The 20,930-nt window shown below is 52.5% G+C and carries 23 protein-coding genes; 14 read left to right on the top strand and 9 right to left on the bottom strand.

Going from position 1 to position 20,930, the window contains the following annotated elements:
* Positions 1–49: 49 nt before the first annotated feature.
* Both ACYAS9_RS16225 and ACYAS9_RS16220 read left to right on the top strand, forming a co-directional pair.
* Entirely contained in the window at positions 50–688 is a 639-nt protein-coding gene (locus tag ACYAS9_RS16225) for a hypothetical protein (protein WP_463569295.1), read from the top strand.
* Entirely contained in the window at positions 685–1,887 is a 1,203-nt protein-coding gene (locus tag ACYAS9_RS16220) for an XRE family transcriptional regulator (RefSeq protein ID WP_463569294.1), read from the top strand. The genes ACYAS9_RS16225 and ACYAS9_RS16220 overlap by 4 nt, the downstream gene beginning before the upstream one ends.
* Before the next feature lie 109 nt (positions 1,888–1,996).
* On the opposite strand, the gene ACYAS9_RS16215 is transcribed toward ACYAS9_RS16220, so the two are convergent.
* Complete coding sequence (locus ACYAS9_RS16215; RefSeq protein WP_463569293.1) at positions 1,997–2,275, bottom strand: hypothetical protein; 279 nt, start codon at positions 2,273–2,275, stop codon at positions 1,997–1,999.
* A 251-nt stretch (positions 2,276–2,526) separates the two neighbouring features.
* On the opposite strand from ACYAS9_RS16215, the gene ACYAS9_RS16210 reads away from it, so the two are divergent.
* The 4 genes from ACYAS9_RS16210 to ACYAS9_RS16195 all read left to right on the top strand — a co-directional run bounded on the left by ACYAS9_RS16210 (position 2,527) and on the right by ACYAS9_RS16195 (position 5,371).
* Complete coding sequence (locus ACYAS9_RS16210) at positions 2,527–2,736, top strand: hypothetical protein (protein WP_463569292.1); 210 nt, start codon at positions 2,527–2,529, stop codon at positions 2,734–2,736.
* Between the two features lie 60 nt (positions 2,737–2,796).
* Entirely contained in the window at positions 2,797–3,189 is a 393-nt protein-coding gene (locus ACYAS9_RS16205; RefSeq protein ID WP_463569291.1) for a hypothetical protein, read from the top strand.
* 254 nt (positions 3,190–3,443) lie between these two features.
* Positions 3,444–4,010: an SLATT domain-containing protein gene (locus ACYAS9_RS16200; RefSeq protein ID WP_463569290.1), complete on the top strand. Its 567-nt coding sequence runs from the start codon at positions 3,444–3,446 to the stop codon at positions 4,008–4,010.
* Positions 4,007–5,371: a reverse transcriptase domain-containing protein gene (locus ACYAS9_RS16195; RefSeq protein WP_463569289.1), complete on the top strand. Its 1,365-nt coding sequence runs from the start codon at positions 4,007–4,009 to the stop codon at positions 5,369–5,371. The genes ACYAS9_RS16200 and ACYAS9_RS16195 overlap by 4 nt, the downstream gene beginning before the upstream one ends.
* An 85-nt stretch (positions 5,372–5,456) precedes the next feature.
* On the opposite strand, the gene ACYAS9_RS16190 is transcribed toward ACYAS9_RS16195, so the two are convergent.
* The gene (locus tag ACYAS9_RS16190; RefSeq protein WP_463569288.1) at positions 5,457–6,419 is read right to left on the bottom strand and encodes a tyrosine-type recombinase/integrase; all 963 of its coding nucleotides are present in this window, start codon (positions 6,417–6,419) and stop codon (positions 5,457–5,459) included.
* Positions 6,420–6,731: 312 nt separating this feature from the next.
* On the opposite strand from ACYAS9_RS16190, the gene ACYAS9_RS16185 reads away from it, so the two are divergent.
* On the top strand, positions 6,732–8,741 hold the full coding sequence (locus ACYAS9_RS16185; protein WP_463569287.1) for an AAA family ATPase: 2,010 nt from the start codon (positions 6,732–6,734) through the stop codon (positions 8,739–8,741).
* 542 nt (positions 8,742–9,283) lie between these two features.
* Here ACYAS9_RS16185 and ACYAS9_RS16180 read toward each other — a convergent pair.
* From ACYAS9_RS16180 to ACYAS9_RS16165, 4 genes are all read right to left on the bottom strand, one after another.
* Positions 9,284–10,300 carry an AlbA family DNA-binding domain-containing protein gene (locus ACYAS9_RS16180; RefSeq protein ID WP_463569286.1) on the bottom strand — a complete coding sequence of 339 codons (1,017 nt, stop codon included), beginning with the start codon at positions 10,298–10,300 and terminating at the stop codon, positions 9,284–9,286.
* A gap of 361 nt (positions 10,301–10,661) precedes the next feature.
* Positions 10,662–11,150 (bottom strand): hypothetical protein, encoded by a 489-nt coding sequence (locus ACYAS9_RS16175; protein ID WP_218172315.1) that lies wholly within the window; start codon positions 11,148–11,150, stop codon positions 10,662–10,664.
* Positions 11,147–12,259: an AAA family ATPase gene (locus ACYAS9_RS16170; RefSeq protein WP_177046436.1), complete on the bottom strand. Its 1,113-nt coding sequence runs from the start codon at positions 12,257–12,259 to the stop codon at positions 11,147–11,149. The genes ACYAS9_RS16175 and ACYAS9_RS16170 overlap by 4 nt, the downstream gene beginning before the upstream one ends.
* 441 nt (positions 12,260–12,700) lie before the next feature.
* Positions 12,701–14,074, bottom strand: coding sequence for a transposase (locus tag ACYAS9_RS16165; protein WP_463569285.1), 1,374 nt, complete (start codon positions 14,072–14,074; stop codon positions 12,701–12,703).
* Positions 14,075–14,571: 497 nt separating this feature from the next.
* Between ACYAS9_RS16165 and ACYAS9_RS16160 the strand changes: the two genes are divergently transcribed.
* The 4 genes from ACYAS9_RS16160 (at position 14,572) to ACYAS9_RS16145 (ending at position 16,772) form a co-directional block, all read left to right on the top strand.
* Positions 14,572–15,234: a tyrosine-type recombinase/integrase gene (locus tag ACYAS9_RS16160; protein ID WP_463569284.1), complete on the top strand. Its 663-nt coding sequence runs from the start codon at positions 14,572–14,574 to the stop codon at positions 15,232–15,234.
* Positions 15,234–15,791, top strand: coding sequence for a hypothetical protein (locus ACYAS9_RS16155; RefSeq protein WP_463569283.1), 558 nt, complete (start codon positions 15,234–15,236; stop codon positions 15,789–15,791). Before ACYAS9_RS16160 ends, ACYAS9_RS16155 begins: the two co-directional genes overlap by 1 nt.
* Positions 15,792–16,189: 398 nt before the next feature.
* A complete protein-coding gene (locus ACYAS9_RS16150; protein ID WP_463569282.1) occupies positions 16,190–16,468 on the top strand; it encodes a type II toxin-antitoxin system RelE/ParE family toxin in 279 nt (92 codons plus the stop codon).
* 13 nt (positions 16,469–16,481) lie between these two features.
* Positions 16,482–16,772: a HigA family addiction module antitoxin gene (locus ACYAS9_RS16145; protein WP_192033103.1), complete on the top strand. Its 291-nt coding sequence runs from the start codon at positions 16,482–16,484 to the stop codon at positions 16,770–16,772.
* A 76-nt stretch (positions 16,773–16,848) separates the two neighbouring features.
* Here the strand turns inward: ACYAS9_RS16145 and ACYAS9_RS16140 are convergent, their stop codons facing one another.
* Complete coding sequence (locus ACYAS9_RS16140; RefSeq protein WP_463569281.1) at positions 16,849–17,262, bottom strand: hypothetical protein; 414 nt, start codon at positions 17,260–17,262, stop codon at positions 16,849–16,851.
* A gap of 211 nt (positions 17,263–17,473) precedes the next feature.
* Between ACYAS9_RS16140 and ACYAS9_RS16135 the strand changes: the two genes are divergently transcribed.
* Both ACYAS9_RS16135 and ACYAS9_RS16130 read left to right on the top strand, forming a co-directional pair.
* Positions 17,474–17,941 (top strand): TrfB-related DNA-binding protein, encoded by a 468-nt coding sequence (locus tag ACYAS9_RS16135; protein WP_463569280.1) that lies wholly within the window; start codon positions 17,474–17,476, stop codon positions 17,939–17,941.
* A gap of 581 nt (positions 17,942–18,522) precedes the next feature.
* Positions 18,523–19,359: a DUF932 domain-containing protein gene (locus tag ACYAS9_RS16130; protein ID WP_463569279.1), complete on the top strand. Its 837-nt coding sequence runs from the start codon at positions 18,523–18,525 to the stop codon at positions 19,357–19,359.
* Positions 19,360–19,456: 97 nt separating this feature from the next.
* Here the strand turns inward: ACYAS9_RS16130 and ACYAS9_RS16125 are convergent, their stop codons facing one another.
* On the bottom strand, positions 19,457–19,735 hold the full coding sequence (locus ACYAS9_RS16125) for a mobilization protein (RefSeq protein ID WP_463569278.1): 279 nt from the start codon (positions 19,733–19,735) through the stop codon (positions 19,457–19,459).
* A 325-nt stretch (positions 19,736–20,060) separates the two neighbouring features.
* Complete coding sequence (locus ACYAS9_RS16120) at positions 20,061–20,291, bottom strand: hypothetical protein (RefSeq protein WP_463569277.1); 231 nt, start codon at positions 20,289–20,291, stop codon at positions 20,061–20,063.
* A 297-nt stretch (positions 20,292–20,588) separates the two neighbouring features.
* Here ACYAS9_RS16120 and mobA point away from each other — a divergent pair, with 297 nt between their 5' ends.
* On the top strand, positions 20,589–20,918 hold the full coding sequence (mobA, locus tag ACYAS9_RS16115; protein WP_463569276.1) for a plasmid mobilization protein MobA: 330 nt from the start codon (positions 20,589–20,591) through the stop codon (positions 20,916–20,918).
* The last annotated feature ends 12 nt before the right edge of the window (positions 20,919–20,930 follow it).

Raw genomic sequence — 20,930 nt, 5'->3', positions numbered from 1 at the left:
AAATTTTTCAGGCATATAATCGCGTTATTCGAAACCTGAGAGCCACTACATGACCCCAAACCCAGAAGCAATTGCCGCTATGCTTATCACCCACGTTTCGCGTGACCTTGTGATGGGTGTCGAAGATGCCTTTACAGCCGGTGCGCTCCAGGCCTTTGGGTTGACGAAGGGAGTCAGCAAGAAGCAGCGAAAAACTGCACTGGGGTACATGCGGCACATTCAAATGAATGAGCGGTTTAGCGACCTACTGGAAGCGTCAAAGGCTGAATTGATGTCTTCCCAGGGCAACCGCGTGATCGTGGGCGTGGCAGGGATGTTCAAATTTGCACGCTTGAACATGAACACCACAAATTGGAATCGCCCTAACCGCAGCATCACTCGACGCGAACTGGCCGAAGCTAATGAGGCCATGAGTCAACTGGTACAGCCATCTCTTTTCGGGCCTCAGGATGTGACCTCCGGGACATTCTTCTTCGTCGCACGTTTCAGCGGTTCACTGAATCACCATCCTGAGAAGCCATTGCAGGTCTATATCGCGGTGCCCAATCCAAAAATAGATGGGTGGCTGTTTCGGGAACCTTTAAGCCAGTTCTTGGATCGCTATGAGGCAGCCCCGAAACAGGCCGACAATGCAAAAGTAAAACTCAAAGCGGGCTTCATCGAGCTCGGAGGACAGAAAGAAACATGAGCCGGGGCATTACAGATTTCCAGCCAGGACGATTGAGTCAGGCACTGGATGCTCGCGCCCTTTCCCAAGTACAACTTGCTGCTATGGTCGGTGTATCGCCGGCCACAATCAGCAAGTGGAAATCGGGGCAGCAGGCACCCGAAGCAGAGGCGCTGGATAGCCTCTCCAAGGTCATCAACGTTAGTCCTGAATGGTTTACCCGCCCCCTTCCTAAGAAGGGATCGCTGCCTCTTTTCCGAAGCAATGCGTCTGCGCATGTCTCAGCAAGAGCCATGCTGGGAGCTCGACTGGAATGGACGCAAGATATCGTCCTGGCGATGAGCGAGTTCGTCGACTTTCCGGACGTAAACCTGCCCGTAAGGTTATTTACGGACCCTCAGCAAATTGCCAATTTCGACATCGAGGAAGCTGCCAGCGAGTGCAGAGACCTCTGGAGTCTTGGTCGTCGGGCAATCCCCGATTTGGCAATGGCTGTAGAAGGGGCAGGCGTAATCGTGGTTCGAGAGGAAACGGGCATCGCACCGATCGAAGGGCTCTCTGCTTGGAGCCACGAACTGCAGCGGCCACTGATTCTGCTGTCCGCCGACAAGGGTAATGGCTTTCGCAGTCGATTCGACCTTGCTCATGAACTCGGTCACCTTATTTTGCACAAAGGCATTGACCGCTCAACCGATCCTGAGCGCTACAAATTAATGGAATCGCAAGCTCATCGTTTCGCTGGAGCTTTCTTGCTGCCAGCAGAAACGTTTGCAGCCGATGTGCGAACACCGATAACGCTTGACAGCCTTCTATTGCTTAAACAGCGCTGGGGCGTCTCTGTTGCCGCCATGATCATGCGTCTTGAAGCACTCAAGATTATCGATGCTGATGAAAAGCTGGTTCTGTTCAAACGTAGGTCAGCACGGTGGGGTGCTAAATCTGAGCCTGGCGACGACGCGCGCGCCCCTGAACAACCTCGGCTTCTGAAACGCACTATCGAGTTATTGTCGTCTTCTGGTGTCATGCCGATTGAGTCGGTATCGAGCTACATAGGTTTGGCTGCAAACGATGTGGAAAAGCTGGCGGGTCTACCGGAGCTTTATCTGTCCGGCAAAGCTTCCGTGTTCCACTTGGCGAAGCTGAAGTCCATGATCAGCGGCGATCCGTCCGTCAAACCTGGAGATGGTGGAGTGGTGCTCCCATTCAATCGGGGAAGCTGATCTATCAGCATGCACTTTTAGCTGATCGCGCTAGTTGGGGCGACAAAATGGAGAACTTGCAGGCTAATGGCTAATTCGGGCGCGAGGGATGAGCTGCGCTTTCCAGGTATTAGAAAGTAGGCAGGCTTTCGAGGTTGTCTTCTTTACGAGCGTTGCGATCAGTCGCCAGGAACTCACCATCCACCACGTGGACATGAGCGCCATAACGCCACCCGCCTTTCTCCCAGAAGATCGTCTGGAACGTTGTCCTACCTAAAGTGATGAGATCTGCAACAAACGCACGATCGGTGGTCATCGTTAGGGCCTTTCCGGCCTTGATAACTTTGACTTGCTGGATGTGGCCGCCTGGCTTATCGCGGCGGACTGCATTGATATAAAAATCGGCCATGGTCATTTCCTTGTGTGTTTAAAGTGGATCCCTCGCCAAGACACAATGCCGGTGATGGCACTTTGAAGTCAATATAGAGTTCTTGATAGGTACTATTGCGAGAATCCAGCCCTCCTGGGTGATCAGCGATTCTTAGCTGCATGCAAGGAGAAAATTGATAAGCAGAGAAGCGCTATTCTATCTTCTCCAAGCATTGCTTGTGACACTACTGCTCACCAACCTCTTTGGCCGAGTCTTATGATAAAGAGGCAGTGCGTGCTATCAGGGCCAATGGTGCGATTGCTGCCACGCTCTACTCGTTACTTGGCACCGACGTTGCGCAAGCCCTTCATGAATTGTCTTCGGTGCTCAAGGCCACCGCCCTCAACCTGGAAAATCCCGAAAAAATCGATGGATTGTTCAGCGCGCTGAGCAAGATTGAGGGCGCGGAAGGCACTCTACGGGGCTGCTTGTTCGAGTAACTGTGCCCCGAACTGGCGAATGAGTAGTACCTGAAGCCCTACATCACCATCAACAAACTGGTGCGCGCCTCAGATGGCGCCCGCGCCGAAATTGATATTCTTGTGGAAGCTCGAACCGGGACTGTGTTCATCGAGTGTAAAAGCCACCTGTCTACTGGTCAGGTTAATGACTCTGAGGTCGAGAAGTGGCTGAAAAAGCGGCTACCCGTGCTGCGACATTTTGCCAAACATAGTGAAGATCTTTGCCATTTGAGACAGACCTATGAGGTCTGGACGAATGCGACCATCAGTGCAACGTCTAAAGCACTGATCGAGGCTGAGGACGCCAAGACAACTCGCTACTCAATTGCCTATCGAGAAGGGGCCGAGCTTCTCAGTATGATCAAAGAATCTGGGAACAGGCCGCTGCTCAAGACCTACCAGCAGCACTTTCAAATTATCCACTCGCCCTAGCAGCTAGACGAAAAACCAGCCTGGCCGCTGACTACAGCGAAACTCAACGAAAGAGTGACTGAAACACCTTCCGTGCCTCATGCTGGCACTGTAAAATCAGCCGTGAAGGGGCAGGTTCTTCCTCTCGTAACAACGAGGGCGGTTCTGATAATTAACAGCTTCGGCAGTTGGGTTTCGGCCCATTGATCCCTACGGGATGTTCAACGGTACTCAAATCCCCCTGCCCCTTCACCAATTTCTATGGAGAGATGTGCGTGAAAAAGGACAGCGTGTGGTTCACTTATAAGGCACGCATCCAGGCCCACAAGCGCCTGGAGTGGCTGGACTTTCACTCGCAACTCTTGCTGGTATGGTACGCAATCCTCAGCGCGGCGTTGGGGGTGCTGACCATTAGGCACAGCACTATCCTTGGCTCCGACACTGACATCATGGCGACGATTCTTTCGGTTGCCTTGCTCGGTATTTCGCTTGCAGTGGCCAACCGCGACTTCCGGGGCCGAGCCATGCTGATGCGCACCAACTACCTAGCTTTACAAAAGCTTCATCGCGGGATACCTGACGGCCTGCCCAATACACCTCCGCCTACCCCGACCTCAGAGCAAATCAACAGGTATGACGAACTGCTGGCTGAATCAGAAAATCATCGAGAGATCGATGATCGCATCGCCCGCGTTTTTGCAGGTGGGCCAACTACCCGACCACCCACAGGCTTCGAGTATTTTTCTGCATTATTTTGGCTGACAATGCGGTTTGTGATTACGACGCTGTTGTATGCCTTACCGGTACTGGCAGGCCTATATGCTTACGGGAACAAGTCATGAGCGCAGCGGGAGTCTTCAAAAAGGTCTTCACCCGAAAGCGCCTCCAGGAGATTTACGCCGACAGAATCAAAAACTCTGGTGCCATCGGTCTCGATCGCATGCGCCCGGCTAACCTAGATAAACGATTGACCGCAGAGCTCGATTACATAGTCGACAAGGTGCACCGTGGGGAGTACCGGTTCACTGCTTACAAGGAAAAACTGATCCTCAAGGGGGCATTGTCGCAACCTCGCCAGATATCCATTCCGACGGCCAGAGACAGAATCGTTCTACGCGCGTTGTGTAATTGCCTATCGGATGTTTTCCCCACTGCCAAACTCACCCTCCCTCAGATAGTCATCGACTCTCTAAAATCGGCGCTCCACTCTGGCGTATATGTCGAATATGCCAAGATTGATCTTCAAAAGTTCTACCCATCCATACCTCATGAATTGGTAGCAGCTGCGACGCGGAAGAAAATTCGGAAATCTGAGTTCAGGCAGTTAATCACCGCCGCGCTTACAACGCCCACGGTGCCTGAATCCAAAGGTAGTAAGGGTGCCGATCGTCCCTCCGTGGGAGTGCCACAGGGCCTCGCAATTTCAAATGTGCTCGCGGAGATTGCGTTGCAGGGCATTGACAGCCTTTTCGAGGCCCGGAAAGGAATCTGGTACAAACGTTACGTCGACGACATTCTGATCCTAGGCCCAGCAGGGCGCGCGCGTGCTACCGCTCATGAGCTCATCGCCGAATTGAAAGCCCTGAAGCTCAACCCGCATGACTTCGAACTAGGATCGAAATCCAAGGTAGAGAGCCTGACCGATCCTTTCAGCTTCCTTGGATATCAGATTGAAGGCAGCCAGGTGCTCATTCGCCATGAGAGCATCTTGAGGTTCGAGTCTTCGATCGCCAAAATCTTTACGGCATACCGGCATAAACTGGCTGCAGCTCGACGACCTGCCGATAAGGAGCGGGCCCTAGCCTACTGCCAATGGAAGCTCAACCTGAGGATCACTGGCTGCATATTCAAAGGCAAGCGCTTGGGCTGGGCTGCTTATTTCTGCCAGATCACCACGACATCCCAGTTGCGTGCCATCAATCACACGATCAGAAAGCTCACAGACCGATTCTGCCCAAGCGGTGAGATTCATCCGAAATCTCTGATCAAGACCTTCTACGAGCTGCAGAGAGGCATGAAGGCTGATAATGGCTACATCCCAAACCTTGACGCTCTCACGGTCAATCAGAAGCGCGAGAAACTCGCCATGTGGCTAGGCGATGATGCGTTGAGGCTGAGTGACGCAGAGGTTGAGCGCAGATTTGAAATCAAAGCCAGCAAGGCTGTGCGGGAACTAGAAGAGGATATCGCGCAGACGTCCTAGGTTAGGACTCTCGACTGGGCTTTTTGAGTTATAAGAGCGTGGCTTTCGCCGACCACTTGCCGAAAGCTTTTTTATTCTCATCCCATCAATACTTCACCTTGTAAGTCGGCGAATCCTCTGGCCGGTTCTGCCGCCGATCGTAAATTTTGGTCGTACTGATATTGGCATGTCCTAACCAGGCCTGGACTTTGGCGATGTCGGCCTCATGTTCAAGGGCGTTTGTGGCTGCGGTTGCTCTGAGTCCATGAACCCCCAAGCCGTCGACCTCGATCCCCGCCTTTTTTGCGTAAGCTTCGACCAAGGTATAGATGCCGTTTCCTGAGACGCCGACGCCAGTTGATCGGCCACGCAGCGGCCTGAATAACGGTACTTTCTTGTCTGGCTGGTGATGCCCGGAGCACTCCAGATACTGATGGATACGACCAGCCGCCACCGGGTGCAGCGGCAGGTACCGCACCTTGCCGCCCTTGCCATGTACCTTCAAATGCTGAATTCCGCGCCGCTCCTGGATGTCGCTCACCTGCAGCTGCGCCGCTTCCTCACGGCGCAGCCCGTGATACAGAAGAACAGCCAATATCGCCCGATCGCGCAGCCCTTTAAGAGTCGATTCGTCCGGCGCCTCGAGTAGCGCCTTGGCCTGGTGATCGCCCAGGGCAGGGGTCTTGCCTTCATTGCTTTCAACCTTGGGACGTTTGACGCCATGCACCGGGTTGCCGCCGGCGACTGCATTGCTTTCCAGGAGGTGATCAAAGAGGCTGGCCAGTGCTGCTAATTTGCGCCGGATCGTCGCCCCGGCCAAACCGCGATGCTCGAGCTGGGCTCGCCAGGCCAGAACATGCGATCGAGTCACTACACGAAACTCATCCGCCGAGGCCAGGCCGACAAACGCGCAGAAGTCTTCCAGGTCATTTTGGTAGGCGCGTCGCGTTCGAGGGTTGTCCAGGTTGGCAAACCACTCGACCGCGGCCGGCACTCGGGCCAAATCCTGAAATTCGACGGCGGTGAGCCTGCGCTGATCATTTTGGCCAACCTTGGTCACTTCCTGCATATTTACCTCTCAGTCGGTTAGTACACACTCGCCTGGCATCTATTGCGTCACGAATGCTACGCCATGGATAGCTATCGTCACCGAACCCGATAAACGGCCAAAAGTGGTGATAACCTATTTTATCACGCCTTTCGGTAAAAGACGGTTTTCGGGGCCGGCCCATGGCTCGAGGGCCAAGGTTGTCATTTCACAGTGGCAGCTTGCGGCCAAAAGCGGACTGCCGTTAAGAGTAGCCACGTCTACGTAGACGACGTGATGGCTTTTCGCTTACCTTCGTGCCCATTCGCGTTCGATCAACAAGGACAAATGGACATGCTGTTGACATCTGTAAAGGTTGGCCCTTTCCGCTCAATCAATGAGCAGCAGACAACTGAGATCGACCCCCAGGTCACTGTCTTGGTGGGGATGAATGAAGCCGGAAAGACGGTCTTTCTCAGAGCTTTGCATAAAGCCAAGGATGCGCTGGACAAAGAGAAATTCGACATCACCGAAGACTATCCACGCAAAGACCTGCTGACATATAAGCGACTCCACGAGAAGTCGCCTGAAAATGCCGTCACCCTAACCTATGTAATCGACGACGCTGAGGCATCTGAAATCAACGCAAAAATCGGTTGTGACATAAAGGCCGGATTCAGATTCACAATGTCACGTAACTACAAAAATGCTAGTTCAATTGGGTTGAGTATTCCCGAAGCGCCAGTACTCAAAAACCTCGCAACTACCGTAGGGCTGAGCGAAGGTGCAGTAGCCGTCCTCAGCAAAGCCACTTCGCTGAGAGAAGCACTATTAGGCCTGAAAGGCATCAGCCTGACGAACGAGGCTGACACAGAATTCGTCCAAGGGCTCGAAACTCGTGTGAGCGGTGCACATGCGGACTGGTCGTCGGTATGTAACTACGAAGCTTGGCAGTTGCTATCACCGCAGATTCCTAGCTTTCTTTATTTCAGCGACTACGACCTCCTGCCTGGAAAACTCAATCTCAAAGATCTTGCGAATCGCTTAGCCGCCGCAAGCAAAGATCCGGCTAATGCCCACAAGCAGATCGAGGCAAAGCATCAAGCAGTGATCGCCCTACTACGCATGGCGGGAGTTGAACTGGACGACTTCTCGAATGGCACCTCCTATGAAGAACTGAAGGCACAGATCGAATCGGTATCGATCAACCTAACTGATCAGATTCTGGAATTCTGGAAGCAGAACGAAGACCTCGAAGTTGAGATCGATATTCGGCCTGATGCGTCAGATGCCGCCCCATTTAACGACGGGCCTAACCTCTACCTGCGGATCAAAAACAAAAGACACCGTGGTGTTACCACCCCATTCGATCAGCGCAGCCGAGGCTTCATCTGGTTCTTTAGCTTTTTAGTGTGGTTTGACAGCGTCCAGCAGCAACTCGGCGTGGTCGGCAGTACAACCAGTAACAATCTTGTGCTGCTTCTGGACGAACCGGCCCTGGCTCTGCATGCCCTCGCTCAGTCTGATTTTTTGCGTTACATCGACGATCTTGCTGAGACCCACCAGGTCATCTACACGACTCACTCACCGTTCATGGTGAATTCAGATCGCCTGCACCAAGTGAGGGTAGTGGAAGACAAGCCACGCCAAGGGACAGTGATCTCTTCTAACCTTTCCGGGTCGGATTCCAAGACAATTTTCCCACTACAGGCCGCCCTAGGTTGGAATATTGCTCAAAACCTATTCATCGCCGAGCGAAACTTGCTGGTCGAGGGCATTTCGGAACTCACTGTACTCCAAGCGATGTCTAGGGCCGTTGAAGAGACTGGAGGAGTAGGACTTGATCCCCAAATCACAATCGTCCCCGTGGGGGGCTTGAGCAACGTAGCGACCTTCGTGTCACTCCTGGGAGGTAATGGGTTAGCATTTGCTGTTCTGCATGACTACAGCGGCAAGAGTGATCAGAAGCTCGACGCCATGGTGCAGCAGAAATTGCTAAATCAAAAACAAGTCTTTAATTTCTCACAATTCAAAAACCTAGGAGCGGACGAAGCGGACGCTGTTGCCACCGACCTCGAGGATCTCCTAGACCCTAAAGCGTATCTCGAACATTTCAACGAGGTCTATTCCAAAGCTCTTGCTGGAACAGTCTTAAAACTGGAGGATCTGCCGCAAGCAGATCGGATCGTACAAAGGATTGAGAAGCAGCTGATAGGCAGTCAGGTCAGCGTTCGACCAACTCCTGGATACAATCATTTTGCAGTGGCTGCTGCTTATGTGGCGGTACCGCCTAAGAAGATCAGTAAAGACGTAATTCAGCGATTCTCGAAGCTTTTCGAGACGATCAACCAAGCATTGCGCTGATTTTTTTGGTCGCCAACCTAAAGCATAAACCTTGCTGTTCCGGCCTCATGCCATGTGAGTTATCAGGCCATGGTCACTTGCAGTATGTTGCCCAAAGCTCATTAACTCCGGTAGCGAAGCTTGGCTCATCATAGCGATAAACGAGGGAAATCAGATGTCAGCTTTGGGTCGTTTTCTGCCTCTCGCGATGGGCAGAAAACGGCCATAAGTGGACGTTCGCAAGCGGACGCGTCCGGCCAACAGTCGTCATCACGATATGCTGCTCGCGACATAATGCTGCTGTTTACATTCTGTGGTTATCGGTGGACAGTATTGAAAAAGTCTATCCTTTCAACCAGCCTGCGCACTGATCGATGAAAATGCCTTTTTGCAAGTAGTCACCAAAATCTAAAATTGCCATGCTCTATTGCAAATAAAGTTTCAGCATAGCAATTTCTGTTGTTGTCCCGTAGTTGATTTTATTTTTATAAATAAAAAACTAGTGAACCGCTTGATAGCTCTAAAGTGCCCGCAACAGCTGTTTAAATATTAGCAGAGCGCCATCAGTTTTCTTTACGAGTTCGCTTGATAATATAATCCTGCAATGCAGAGCCCTGAAGCTTTTTCTTAGACCCATTTAGTCGAACCCAAGTTTCGCCAGATGAGTTAAAGTAAAGCAGCTCCGATTGAGATCTTGGTATATTCACCTCCAATACGTAGCCATTATCAGCATTTAAAACCTCGTGAAAAAACACCCCTATTTGTGTTGGATCTATAGGCGGTTCGATTACATTGATTTTATCGCTAACAACCCTTCTGATATCATCTTTCATTTTAGTTGTCAGTTTTAGGCTTTTGACTAAGCCATCATCATTAACACCCCAAAAAACGCTTCCACCCTGGCTATTGAAAAAAGCTAAAACATACTCATCAACTAAGTTACTAATTGATTTTACTGGATTATTACCCTTAACCTCCTTAAATTCTACTGTCAAGTTTTCCTCCAAGCAAAACTTTTCCCCCTCAACAAGCTTAAACTCTCGAGTTAGATAGGTATGACTTGGTAAGTTCTGGTTGTACAGCACCCTCTCAGCTTCACGCTGCGCGCGAGCGAAGTCTTCCAATCGACCCGAAATAATAGCTAATAAATCTCCGCTCCCAACAAAAAAATTTAGCCCTAATACGGTATGATTAATTGACGTTGCATCGTCATACTTATAATATTTTTTTATTGGCGGGAGAATACCATCAACTAATGACTCTACTTTTAAAAGGTATTCATCAAAAGAAAAAGGCTTAATCCAAGCACCGAGATTCATATAGCTCGTCTGCATTGTAATATCCATCCCTTTTCCGGAGTTATCGAGAGAGAGCGCTGACAAGGAAGGGTAAAACTCTTGAACCGCCCCTATGTAAAAGCTAATATCAGACGGTATATTTTCGACTCTTGTACCGTTCAGCTTCAACAAAAAATCGCTTCCACTTACCTGCAGCTTACGATTTCGCGGACTATCCATCAGATAAGTCCCTTTATAAAATAGCTCAACTCTTTCAACAGAGCATTTAAAATCTATAGCCAAGGCTCACTCCTTGCTTGGTGTTACTTACGACGAATAAAACTGGCCGCGTGACGCTGTACCATCCTAGGAATAATATTATGGCAAGGGCATAGTGTCCATCGAAACATGACTGTTAAGAGTTTTCCTCGATCTGTGCATATGTCTTTGCTTTGCCCCCCGAAATTTCTTGATAGTGTCCGCGAGTGGTTGCGGCGGTCTATAGACTCAGGCTCCATCCGGCTGGCCGTCGTACCTTTATAGCCACTCATTGAATGACTTCATAGCTAGTCGGACGAAATCGCACCGAAGAAATCCGATGGAAGACGACACGCCTAATGCAACCAGTATCCGGCCTCACGCCTCAGGAAATCGAGATTGCGTGCTAACGAAACAGAAATGGTCTTACATTTTCGACTAAGCGCAGGACTTCACTTTCGTTATGCCGCAGGAATTCGTGGCTCCAATGCTCCCAGCTTTCATCAAAACAGGCATCCGAAAGCTCTGCTCCAATTTTTTCAAGTGAAATTCCTCGATCAACTCGCAAAGGCTCCGGCTCATCCAACGTTCCTAGCAGATAAACACGTCCTGCTAAGTCCTCTGGAAACCGCTCTCTAAAATATCTGAGCCTTTCTTCTACCTTATTATCAAAATCGATAAGCAATACTATGTGTCCCAACGGATACTTTCTCAAAATGGGCACATAAGTCGTAACGAAATCATTACAAACTTTTGCCCACCCTCCAGAATATGGCAACGCTGCAACCGCTCGTAGGTTCAATGACGGATTTCTCAGAAAACCGTTCGCTAATTGGCGGTTAGCATCATCCTCGGGAAGTATCAGTAAGTGTGGGGCCAGCCGATTAACACTCACGGTTCCAGATCTCCGTATATAAGAGACTGCACAAGGTCAGAAGGAGCAGGCATGTCGTCCAAGAGTCGGATAATAGTAGGTTCGAGGTGCGATCTACGCCCCAAAACCCAAGTGTTATCATTAGAGAATCGGCGTACAGCTTCCTCATTATGGGAAGTCATAACAATCTGACCGCCTTTGTGAAAACCTTGCCTCAAAGCCATTACGAAGTGACTAACTTCATTAAGAGCCAAGTAATTGTCAGGCTCGTCCCAGAACGCAAACAATGGCCCATAGCATTGATTCGCGGCCAAAACTACAGCGCAAAGAAAGAAGCATTTTTCGCCGTCGGACAAGGAGTCGAATTCAAACTCATGCTCTGCTGTTTCCGACTTAAAGCGGACTAGTAAGGACTTGGATTCTTTACCCGCTCGCTCGAATCGAAAGTCCGCCAAATCCGGCATAATTTCCTGTAAATGGCGAGTTAGGGTAGAATAAGCCGATGGATATTGAGCCAGTATGCCCGAAAGCCAATCAGCGAAGTTTTTACCATCCTCTTCGGGCTCAAGCGTTTCATCACTTGCTTCCCCCCCCATGTGACTAGGAATAGGCGCAAGCAGTATCATTCTAGCCATCCATTCGCGAAACTCGCTTAAAGCATCACTACTGGATGGATCTTGTATAACCGGCAACGCGATTAAATGCCAGTCTATATTGAACTTCGCCTCAGGCTGCGCGCCACCCTGGCGCCTTATTACTACCTGAGCTAATTCGCGCGAGTATACAACTTCATCATCGAGCATTAATTTTTCTTCTAATACCCTAAGCTCTCGGAATCGTTCAGGCAAGTCTAAAAGAAGGACATATCGATACAAACGACCAGAAAGCTTGGCCTCCATTTCTAAGCGAATTGGCACATCAGTACGACCCAAGGTGAAATCCTTGACTCTAACTAACTGGCCAACCCGATTCGTTCCCCGGCCAATTGCCTGAAACAGCCTAAAAACTTTTGCCAGCGTGCTTTTTCCGCTGCCGTTTTTTCCGATCAGTAGTGCAGAGGATGCACTACCCGGTTTGAATTCAAAGTTTTCTAGGCATCGAAAATTGTGAATGTATAGGCGTTGTAACATGATGCCATTCCTCATACTGATTAATGCGGTATCGCAATCCCACCCTACGTCACATAAATGCCATGGGATGTACAAATAATGATCTTAGCGCTTCCGTCGTTCGGACAATGCATGCCCCGCTGCTTAAGCCTATCACAAGCCTGCCTTTGAGCTATTTTACGTTTTGCTTGCACACATAGGCGCGCGCAGAGGCGAATGTCATGGAGCGCCACCCTAATTTGCAAGCCACAAAGCGCCAGCTTTTAGCCGGAAGCAATTGCTCATGAACGTCTGCTTCTGGCCGATTCTGTTGAAAAAGTCGATTTTTCAGGAAACGTGATGCTGAGCTTGGCCTCATCAAAGAACCTACTCACCACTGTTAAGTGGCCTTTCGGTACTTCGTTGACCGTTGCAGCTGTGTCAGTGGGTTGATTTGGGGTTTTTTGCTGATTCCGGGCGTACCTATCCCGTGACTGGTGGCCCTTGAGATGAAATTTTTGCAAGCCGTCGCAGGTTCTGCACCGCAGCGGCCAGTGTGAATTCATCCATCGCGCCACTCATGCCACGGAGCCGTAGGCGATCCAATTTCAGGATGCGCTTGAGGTGGGCAAACAACATTTCGATCTTTTTACGTTCGTGGCGAGAGCGCTGATATGCCGGCGTTGCTGCAATGCTCCGAGCCACATCCCGAGCAGCTTCATGGACGCTGCGAGCGATCTTTCGGAACGCAGTGTTCGGGCAGCACTTGGCTTTCATCGGACACGTAGCGCAGTCGGTCTGCCGGGATCGGAAGATGATAGTGTTGGCTTTGGTGACGTGTGAACGCTCATTCTTGAAGGCTCGCCATTCGCTGCGCAATGGGTTGCCAGCCGGGCAGCGGTACTCCTTAGCCTCTTCATTCCAGTGGAAATCGTTGCTCGAAAAACTGTCGTTCTTACGCTCGGTTTTGTCCCACACCGGTACATGCGGCTCGATGTCTTTTTCCTCCACCATCCAGGCCAGCATCGGCGCGGTACCGTAAGCGGTGTCGCCAATGAGGCGCTCCGGCTTGATGTCGAACTGCGCTTCGACCCGATCGATCATCGTCTTGACGCTCTCGACTTCTGCGGTTCGATAAGCCGGTGTGGGTTCCACATCCATGATCACGCCGTGCTCGGTATCGATCAGATAATTCGTGGAGTAAGCGTAGAAAGCTGGGCCGCCTGGCGCAGCGGTCCAGCGGGCTTGAGGATCCGTCAGCGACAGACGCTTCGGTAGCGTTTCGGCCAAAGCCTCTTCATCGAGGCCTTCAAGGTACTCACGCACGGCGCGAGTGCTCAGAGCCGGATCGCTCCAGTTGACCTGTTCATCACCGGGTACGCCGCGCTGCCGACTCGCATCCGCTTTGATGATGCTGGCATCCACGGCAAAGCCTTCTCCCTTGACCAGACCAGCGTCCATGCAACGACGCAGCACTTCATTGAACAACCAGCGAAACAGATCACTGTCTCGAAAACGGCCGTGTCGATTTTTCGAAAAGGTTGAGTGGTTGGGGACTTCATCTTCAAGGCTCAACCGGCAGAACCAGCGATACGCCAGGTTCAAATGGGCCTCTTCGCACAACCGCCGCTCGGAGCGGATGCCATAGCAGTAGCCGACGATCAACATGCGGATCATCAGTTCGGGATCAATCGATGGACGCCCGATTGGGCTATAGAAATCGGCGAGGTAATGGCGCAGGTCGCTCAGATCAAGACACCGATCAATGCTGCGCAGAAGGTGATTGGCTGGAATGTGATCTTCAAGGTTGAACGAGTAAAACAGCCGATCCTGCCCGCTCGATAACTGTCCCATCATGCTGCGTGATCCCCCTCCGGCCAATGAAGAGATTTTGCCGCAGGCCAGCCAAGGGAGCTACTTTTTCAACAGAATCGGCCGATAGCAGCCGTTCAGCACATGAGAGCCGGTGCTCTCTGCGCGGGGTAAGCCCATCATCCTTCAACATTTTGTACGCGGACAAAACCTCCGCGCTCCAGGATCACCAAGCGTCCGATACGTAGGCTCTTTTTGCTCTGGTTGCGTAGGTCACTCCACACATAGACCCACATATTTTATAGCAGTGGGGGTAACCGGATGCAGGATCGTTTTCCGAAATAAATGCCACCTCAAGCTGGTAAAGGCCTAAACCGGTGGCTCCAGTTTTCGACATACCTGCTACGGCTGGTGGCAATCAATGCGACTGCCTGTGGAATTTTCCGTGAACATCGCACAGTGCAAGCAGGCCGGGCTTTCACCGGCTTTTTTGATAACGTAATATGTTGGGATTGATTGCTTATCACTATGTAGAATGAACAATGCCCAAAGCGATTGTGATCGAGGATCAGCAACTGGAACACGCGGTGAAGGTCGCCAGGATCAGCAGTCATGAGAATGGAATCCGAGACGCGGCACTGCTGCTGACTTGCTTCGGCACCGGCATGACGGTGACGGAGATTTGCCGCCTGCGTGTGAGCGACTACCTAGACGAGGCGGGTTGCATTCGAGTTGATTCCTTGGTGCGCGCCGAGGTGGCCTACAACCACCGCGAACGGCCAGTGTGCTGGGTCAATAAGAAGCTTACCAATGCCATAGACGCGCACTTGGCTGAGCGCCTGGAGCGTGGCCATGGGGTATCGACAAGGCGCATGGCCTACCGTGGCCTTGATCCTGGCTCGCAGCTGTTCGTATCAGGCCGCACCGGAGATGGATTGAAGATCAGCGCAAAGCAGCGCGACGGCAAGATTTATTACAGTGCGAATCAGCTGAGCCGCCTGTACGTGCGGTTGTTCACCCAGGCCGGCATTGAGGGGGCCAGCGCGCAATCAGGCCGACGCACTCTGGCAGTCAAACTGAGGCGCCAAGGGATTGATCTACGGCATATCAGCGAAATCCTTGGCATTGAAAGCTTGGAAGCGGTGAAGCGGCTGTGCGCGGGCGATCCTGTCCGGCTTGGCGACATTGTTCGGAGAATCATTTGATGAGCGCTGATGATGAGCTCGTTAAGGTTAATGCGCACGGGGTGCCTCAGTACCCGAAAGGGCATGCAGGGCGTCTGCTCATAACACTTGCAGCTATCGACAAGCTCGAAACACCGACGGCTACGTCGGTGGCTGCACTGACGGGGTTGAGCAAAAGCAAAATTGACGAGTATGCGCAGACTCTTTGTGAGGAGTTCGGGGTAGATGTCGTAAAAATCGGCGGTGTTTTCCGTATCCAGTCTTGGGGGGAGGTCTTACGGAAAGCGGGCGTTCAGAAAACGTTGACTGTTCCGTTAAACGGAACTAGAGTTGGCGAAACCCATGATTCATTTGCCAGGAGACGAGAAATGAACACCGAACGTAAACCAATGCTCAGTAACGCCGATCACCGCGACATGGACGAAATGCTTAAAGAAGTCCTCGCGGCAGTCGCGGCTGGTGAATTGTCGCCTCGAAAGGCGGTTGGTGGCTTGGCTCAAGTTATCGCTGCAGTTGACTGCGGCAATTTGGGGGAGGCTAAAGCCTGGTTCAAAAATAAGCTGGACCACTTTGCATAGTAAAAGCTGGCTGTTGCCGCTGGCTCAGGATTGACCCAGTTACCGGAATCGCACTGACCCAGGCCCCTATCTTGTAAACCATCATCAGCACTAGATATTTACCGATTGATGCTGGGTCAGCATTGCACCGGCAACTGGGTCAATTTGGCATCAGCCCCAACACTAGTGAGCGAATGGGCGGACAGCCAGCGTCGCTAACTGATAGGAAAAGTAGCTGCGCTATCAAGCCCGCCAAAGTCACGGTTTTTTTCGCATTTATTTCGATAGCCGAAAATTATGCCTTTGACGTGCTTGCGGGTGGCGTAAGCCTCTACCCGGCTCCTTACTCGGATCGATTGTAAAGCAACGCTTTGCATATAACATTTGTGTTGTGTAAAGCGATGCTTTACAATCGCTCTATGATCAAGACCTTCCGACATAAAGGCTTAAAAGCCCTGCACCAGACCGGCAACGCTAAAGGCGTTCGGGCTGATCACGTTGCCCGCCTACGCCGTGTATTGTCCGCTCTCGACATAGCGGCCATGCCGGATGACATGGACGAGCCTGGTATGCGTCTGCATCCACTCAAGGGCGAACTGGCCGGGTTTTGGTCAGTCAGCGTCTCTGGTAACTGGCGAGTGATTTTTCGCTTTATTGGGAATGATGTTGAACTGGTCGACTACCTCGACTACCACTGATAGGAGAGTTCAAATGACGATGTTTAATCCTCCACATCCTGGTGAGGCGTTGCGCGAAGACGTGCTGCCCGAAATCAAGATGAGTGTTACGGCCCTGGCCAAGCACCTGGGCTATTCGCGAGTGCTGCTTTCCAATGTGATTCATTGCCGGGCACCGATCAGTGCCGACATGGCGGTGCGTTTGGAGCTTGCTGGCTTGGGCAAGGCCCGTATGTGGCTGGGTCGCCAGTCGGCCTATGACCTGTGGCAGGCCGAGCACAAGGACAACATCCCGTTGATTACTCGCGTTGTCCACGCAGCATGACGGAATGTTTTCCGTTGGACTGCCCTAAAGTCATAACGGTGTTCACTAGCGATACCTTGGAGACCGGAGACGCGGCTTAATTAATGCTCGGTACAAGGTGGATGCTTTGCCGGCGTTCAGTAACAGCCGCTTCTGATGCCATCTTGCGCAGAGTAATGGCATTTTCGCTGGCCTTGCGTGCTCCAGCCTCATCACCATTCGCCTTGAATTTGTTGGCCTGCCATTCCGACGCTTCTGCGCCGGCCAGCAACGACGTGGCCAGCGTCACCTTTTGGCGAGACCGTTGACGTTGCTCATGAGCGCTTTGCAGACGTTCGACAACCTGTGCGGCCTCGTTGGCCACGATACGCAAGTTGGTGCGGGCAATGTCGAAGCTGCCATCGGTGTTCGTGGCCTCGGGTGCATCTAGGCAGGTTTGCATCGAATCCACTGCCATGAGCAGCTTGTTGATCTGCTGCAACAGCTCGGTTCGTTCTGGGACATTCTTCATTGAGAGTTACTTCTTCTTGAGCTTGATGTCGCCTGAGCCGGCAACAGACTGGAGTGGTGCATCGGTCTATAACTAGCGTTTTACTATCAGTAATAATTATACAGTGCCAAGTACCGATGTCATTCTGGGATCTATCCAAAAATGACAGATTAATAGGTTACAACTGGTGTCAATTTAGATAGTCTCTGATTTAACGCTCCGAGATTCCGCCATGACTTTCCCCAGCGACGACTTGGTCGCGCACGCCAAACACATCAACGAACGCTACACGCCGGCCCAGGTCGCACAGCTGGTTCGCCTGATCAGTCCGGTCCCCAGTTGCGGCTTGATGACCCCAGCCGAGTTCGAGCTCGTGATTGTGATGCTGGCCAGCCAGCATCGGCGCCGTGCCTTTTCAGACCGTTCAATCCACGCCGCCAGGCTTGTCCTGGTCATGGGAGCCAGCGTGGCCGAGGCTGCCGCTGACACTGGATTGGCCAGGCAGGTTGTGCACAGGCTTATGGCGCGTATACGTGCGCGCATGCAGGGTTTGCCTGGCAGTTGGGTAAAGGTTGAAGCATGGTTACCACCGGCGCACGCGAAACAAGTGGTGGACCTTGCAGCCACGCTCAGAGCGGCGCATGAGGCGGGCGAAGGGGCCGACGTGCCCGATGTCGACCAGGTGCCGATGATCGGCTGAACTTCACCACCGGGCGTTCCCTTCGCTGCGCTACGGGCCAGGCTTTCGTGCTTCGCACCGAGCCAAGTCATGAAGCCGACTTGTCTCGGCCCTTCGGGCTTCAATCCACGCCGGCAAGCCGGCTTTAACGCCTCCGGCCTTCGGCCTGCGCGCTCCGCTTGCCGTCGCTGCTGCGACTTCCCGTGTCACCTTCAGGCTTGGCGGCGAGCCTTTCGCCTGCGCTTGACGGTAGCTCGAGCGCGGCACCTGACAAGGGTACGGCTACGCCCGCGACACTCCCCCGTTCAGACTCGCTTCGCTCCCTTAGCTGCGGCCTCGCATCGCGCCCTTGTCAGGCGCCTGTGCGCCCGATCGACCTCAGCGCCACGGCGCAAGGCACTCCGCCAAGCCAGCATTGAGGTGAAACGAGATGAAGCAAAAAGCAGAGCAACAGCCAGAGAAGCGCGTCAGAGGCGGTGGTTGCAACGGCCATTTTTCTCCCTGGTATTTGCAGCGCCTGGAGATCCAGTTCAGCGCTACCACTTCACGCTAACCCAACCGTTCAGCCCCGTTGAACGGGCACGATGACCAGGAGAGTTTCCATGCGCCTTTCCAGCAACTTCCGTAACCCTTGCATGATCCGTAGTGACGTAGCACTGAGCAACGATCAGATCGCCCGTGTAGTGCCTTCGATCTTTGCCGAAGAAGCGCACGACAGCCGTTCAGAGCGCTACCTGTACATTCCGACGGTGCAGGTGATTGATGCGCTGCGCGCTGAGGGTTTCGAGCCGTTCATGGCGTGTCAGACCCGTGTGCGCAACGAAGACAAGCGCGAGCACACCAAGCACATGCTGCGCCTGCGCCATGTGAGCCAGATCCTGGACAAGGAAGCCAACGAAGTCGTGTTGCTCAATAGCCATGACGGCAGCAGCAGCTATCAAATGATGGGCGGAAAATTCCGCTTCGTGTGCGCGAACGGTCTGGTCCTGGGCGACCTGGCCGCCGATCAGAAAGTGCGCCACAGTGGACGCGGCGATGTGATTCACGATGTGATCGAAGGTGCCTATGAAGTGCTGAAGCATTTCGAGCAGATCGACCATACCACCGCTGACATGAAGCATCAGACGTTGCACGTCGACGAGCAAGAAGCCTTCGCCATGGCCGCGCTGGCTTATCGTTACGATCCGGCAGAAGGTCCGGCCCCGGTCAGCGCCTCACAGTTGCTGATGCCGCGCCGCCACGAAGATCGCAGCAGCGATCTGTGGACCACGTTCAACCGCATTCAGGAAAACACCATCAAGGGCGGTCTGGCCGGCCGCAACAAACAAGGCCGGCGCACGACCACACGTGGCGTCAATGGCATTGACCAGGATGTGAAATTGAATCGTGCACTTTGGGTCCTGGCCCAGGCCCTGAAATCGAGCCGGAACATGGCTTGATACTCGGCCCGAATGCTTGAACATTCGCATTACAAACGGAAAGCCCCTCGCACGGGGCTCTCCGCTTTCGCGCCATGAACCGGCGCCCAATCCCACCTCACTCCGACGTGCTTTTAGCCTTGGCCGGCGTACGCTTGCGCACGGCCAGCAGATCGGAAATTGTTTTGGCAGTGGTTTTTACACCGACCGAATCCAGCGCCTCACGAATCTCCGGCACGCTGTAGCCCTTCTGACTGGACAGGACAATAATCTGATCCTTGAGCTGTTCCAGGGCTTCAGCCTGGCCGATTTTGTTGCGGCTCAGATCCGGCAATTCAGCCAACACTTGCTTGGCGCTGTCTAGTTCGGCTTGCGTGTAAATTTTTTGCTTGGCCATTATTCAGGTCCGTAGAGTTTCAGAATGATGTTGCCTGGCCATCTAAACGGTTATGAGGGCACTAAATCAAGTCGCTGATGACGTAAACGCGACTTTATCGGCATCGTACGCCTGTGCAACATCGCTGATCTGTGGTGGTGCGGATCTCAAGGCCACACATTCGCTTTACCAACGCATCAAGCACAGCGCAAGTCGACATTCTGCCAGCGCTCAGATCGGGAGGTCCGGCTACCCATTGGTGGGCCTTTTCGGTGTTGTCCGACGCCTATCCTAGTCTTTCACTTACGCATTCAGGTTTGCGGATCGTGTCGACATGGATGAGGTATCAGGATTCTGGATCACTATTTCCATCCAGGTGAACTGTAAGCCTTCGTAGCCGGCGCAACTCGTCAATCGTCGTGTTAAACCCGTGCGAATCCAGGAAACGCTTAATCTCGGTCAGCGTGAATTCATCCTCGTGCATTGCCTGGTTTGGCGATTCCGAGTCGCTGGCATCAACCCCTTCCGCATCGAACCTTGCAGCCTTCTGGCTGGGAAGGTTGTCGATGTGATCCATGGCCTTCCTCACGTCTTCCTGGTTGCAGGTCCTGCCTTTTCTCATGAAATACGCCTCCTTTCGCCTCAGGCATCTGCCAATTTAGCATCAACCCCTTCGATTATCCGCCCATCCTGATGACCTGTCCTTGCCAGCCTCAAAGTAATCTGCTATTTAGAGCCTGTAAAGCCGAATCAAAGAATTGACCGGATAGAGGATGTGGCCACCGCCCGCACGCGGGCAGTGACCCCATCCACCGGATCAGGGCTACGCCCCGACACCCCGTGTAGCGTTATCGTTTGAGTGAGAGTTTGAGTTATGTCGAAAAGCGAATCACGTCAGAGGGATCAGTGGATCAAGGTGCGTTGCACACTCGATGAAAAATCGATCCTGCAAGCTAAAGCCAAGGCCGCCGAGCTTTCTCTGTCAGATTTGATGCGCAGCACGGCTCTGAATCGCAAGATCAAAACACCCACAGACAAGAAGCTGATGGGGGAGCTTTTGCAGCTTGGAGGTCTGCAGAAACACCTGTTTAATCAGATGCAGGACGGCATGACGACCGAGCTTAGCCAGCAATTTTCTGATGTCCTCGTGGCCATCAAGAAAGCAGTCAACGCTATCGATCTTTCTCAATCGCATGTGCAGTAAAGCGGCTTAGCC

It is taken from the genome of Pseudomonas sp. HP_08, from assembly GCF_055284095.1.
This window is presented reverse-complemented; position numbering and strand designations above follow the sequence as displayed.

Coding starts and splice junctions, on each gene's coding strand:
- ACYAS9_RS16120 (WP_463569277.1), bottom strand. CDS start 20,291: ATGGATCACATCGACAACCTTCCCAGCCAGAAGGCTGCAAGGTTCGAT.
- ACYAS9_RS16155 (WP_463569283.1), top strand. CDS start 15,234: ATGAGCGCTGATGATGAGCTCGTTAAGGTTAATGCGCACGGGGTGCCT.
- mobA (WP_463569276.1), top strand. CDS start 20,589: ATGTCGAAAAGCGAATCACGTCAGAGGGATCAGTGGATCAAGGTGCGT.
- ACYAS9_RS16220 (WP_463569294.1), top strand. CDS start 685: ATGAGCCGGGGCATTACAGATTTCCAGCCAGGACGATTGAGTCAGGCA.
- ACYAS9_RS16195 (WP_463569289.1), top strand. CDS start 4,007: ATGAGCGCAGCGGGAGTCTTCAAAAAGGTCTTCACCCGAAAGCGCCTC.
- ACYAS9_RS16140 (WP_463569281.1), bottom strand. CDS start 17,262: ATGAAGAATGTCCCAGAACGAACCGAGCTGTTGCAGCAGATCAACAAG.
- ACYAS9_RS16145 (WP_192033103.1), top strand. CDS start 16,482: ATGACGATGTTTAATCCTCCACATCCTGGTGAGGCGTTGCGCGAAGAC.
- ACYAS9_RS16130 (WP_463569279.1), top strand. CDS start 18,523: ATGCGCCTTTCCAGCAACTTCCGTAACCCTTGCATGATCCGTAGTGAC.
- ACYAS9_RS16215 (WP_463569293.1), bottom strand. CDS start 2,275: ATGGCCGATTTTTATATCAATGCAGTCCGCCGCGATAAGCCAGGCGGC.
- ACYAS9_RS16135 (WP_463569280.1), top strand. CDS start 17,474: ATGACTTTCCCCAGCGACGACTTGGTCGCGCACGCCAAACACATCAAC.
- ACYAS9_RS16160 (WP_463569284.1), top strand. CDS start 14,572: ATGCCCAAAGCGATTGTGATCGAGGATCAGCAACTGGAACACGCGGTG.
- ACYAS9_RS16225 (WP_463569295.1), top strand. CDS start 50: ATGACCCCAAACCCAGAAGCAATTGCCGCTATGCTTATCACCCACGTT.
- ACYAS9_RS16165 (WP_463569285.1), bottom strand. CDS start 14,074: ATGATGGGACAGTTATCGAGCGGGCAGGATCGGCTGTTTTACTCGTTC.
- ACYAS9_RS16185 (WP_463569287.1), top strand. CDS start 6,732: ATGCTGTTGACATCTGTAAAGGTTGGCCCTTTCCGCTCAATCAATGAG.
- ACYAS9_RS16190 (WP_463569288.1), bottom strand. CDS start 6,419: ATGCAGGAAGTGACCAAGGTTGGCCAAAATGATCAGCGCAGGCTCACC.
- ACYAS9_RS16170 (WP_177046436.1), bottom strand. CDS start 12,259: ATGTTACAACGCCTATACATTCACAATTTTCGATGCCTAGAAAACTTT.
- ACYAS9_RS16150 (WP_463569282.1), top strand. CDS start 16,190: ATGATCAAGACCTTCCGACATAAAGGCTTAAAAGCCCTGCACCAGACC.
- ACYAS9_RS16125 (WP_463569278.1), bottom strand. CDS start 19,735: ATGGCCAAGCAAAAAATTTACACGCAAGCCGAACTAGACAGCGCCAAG.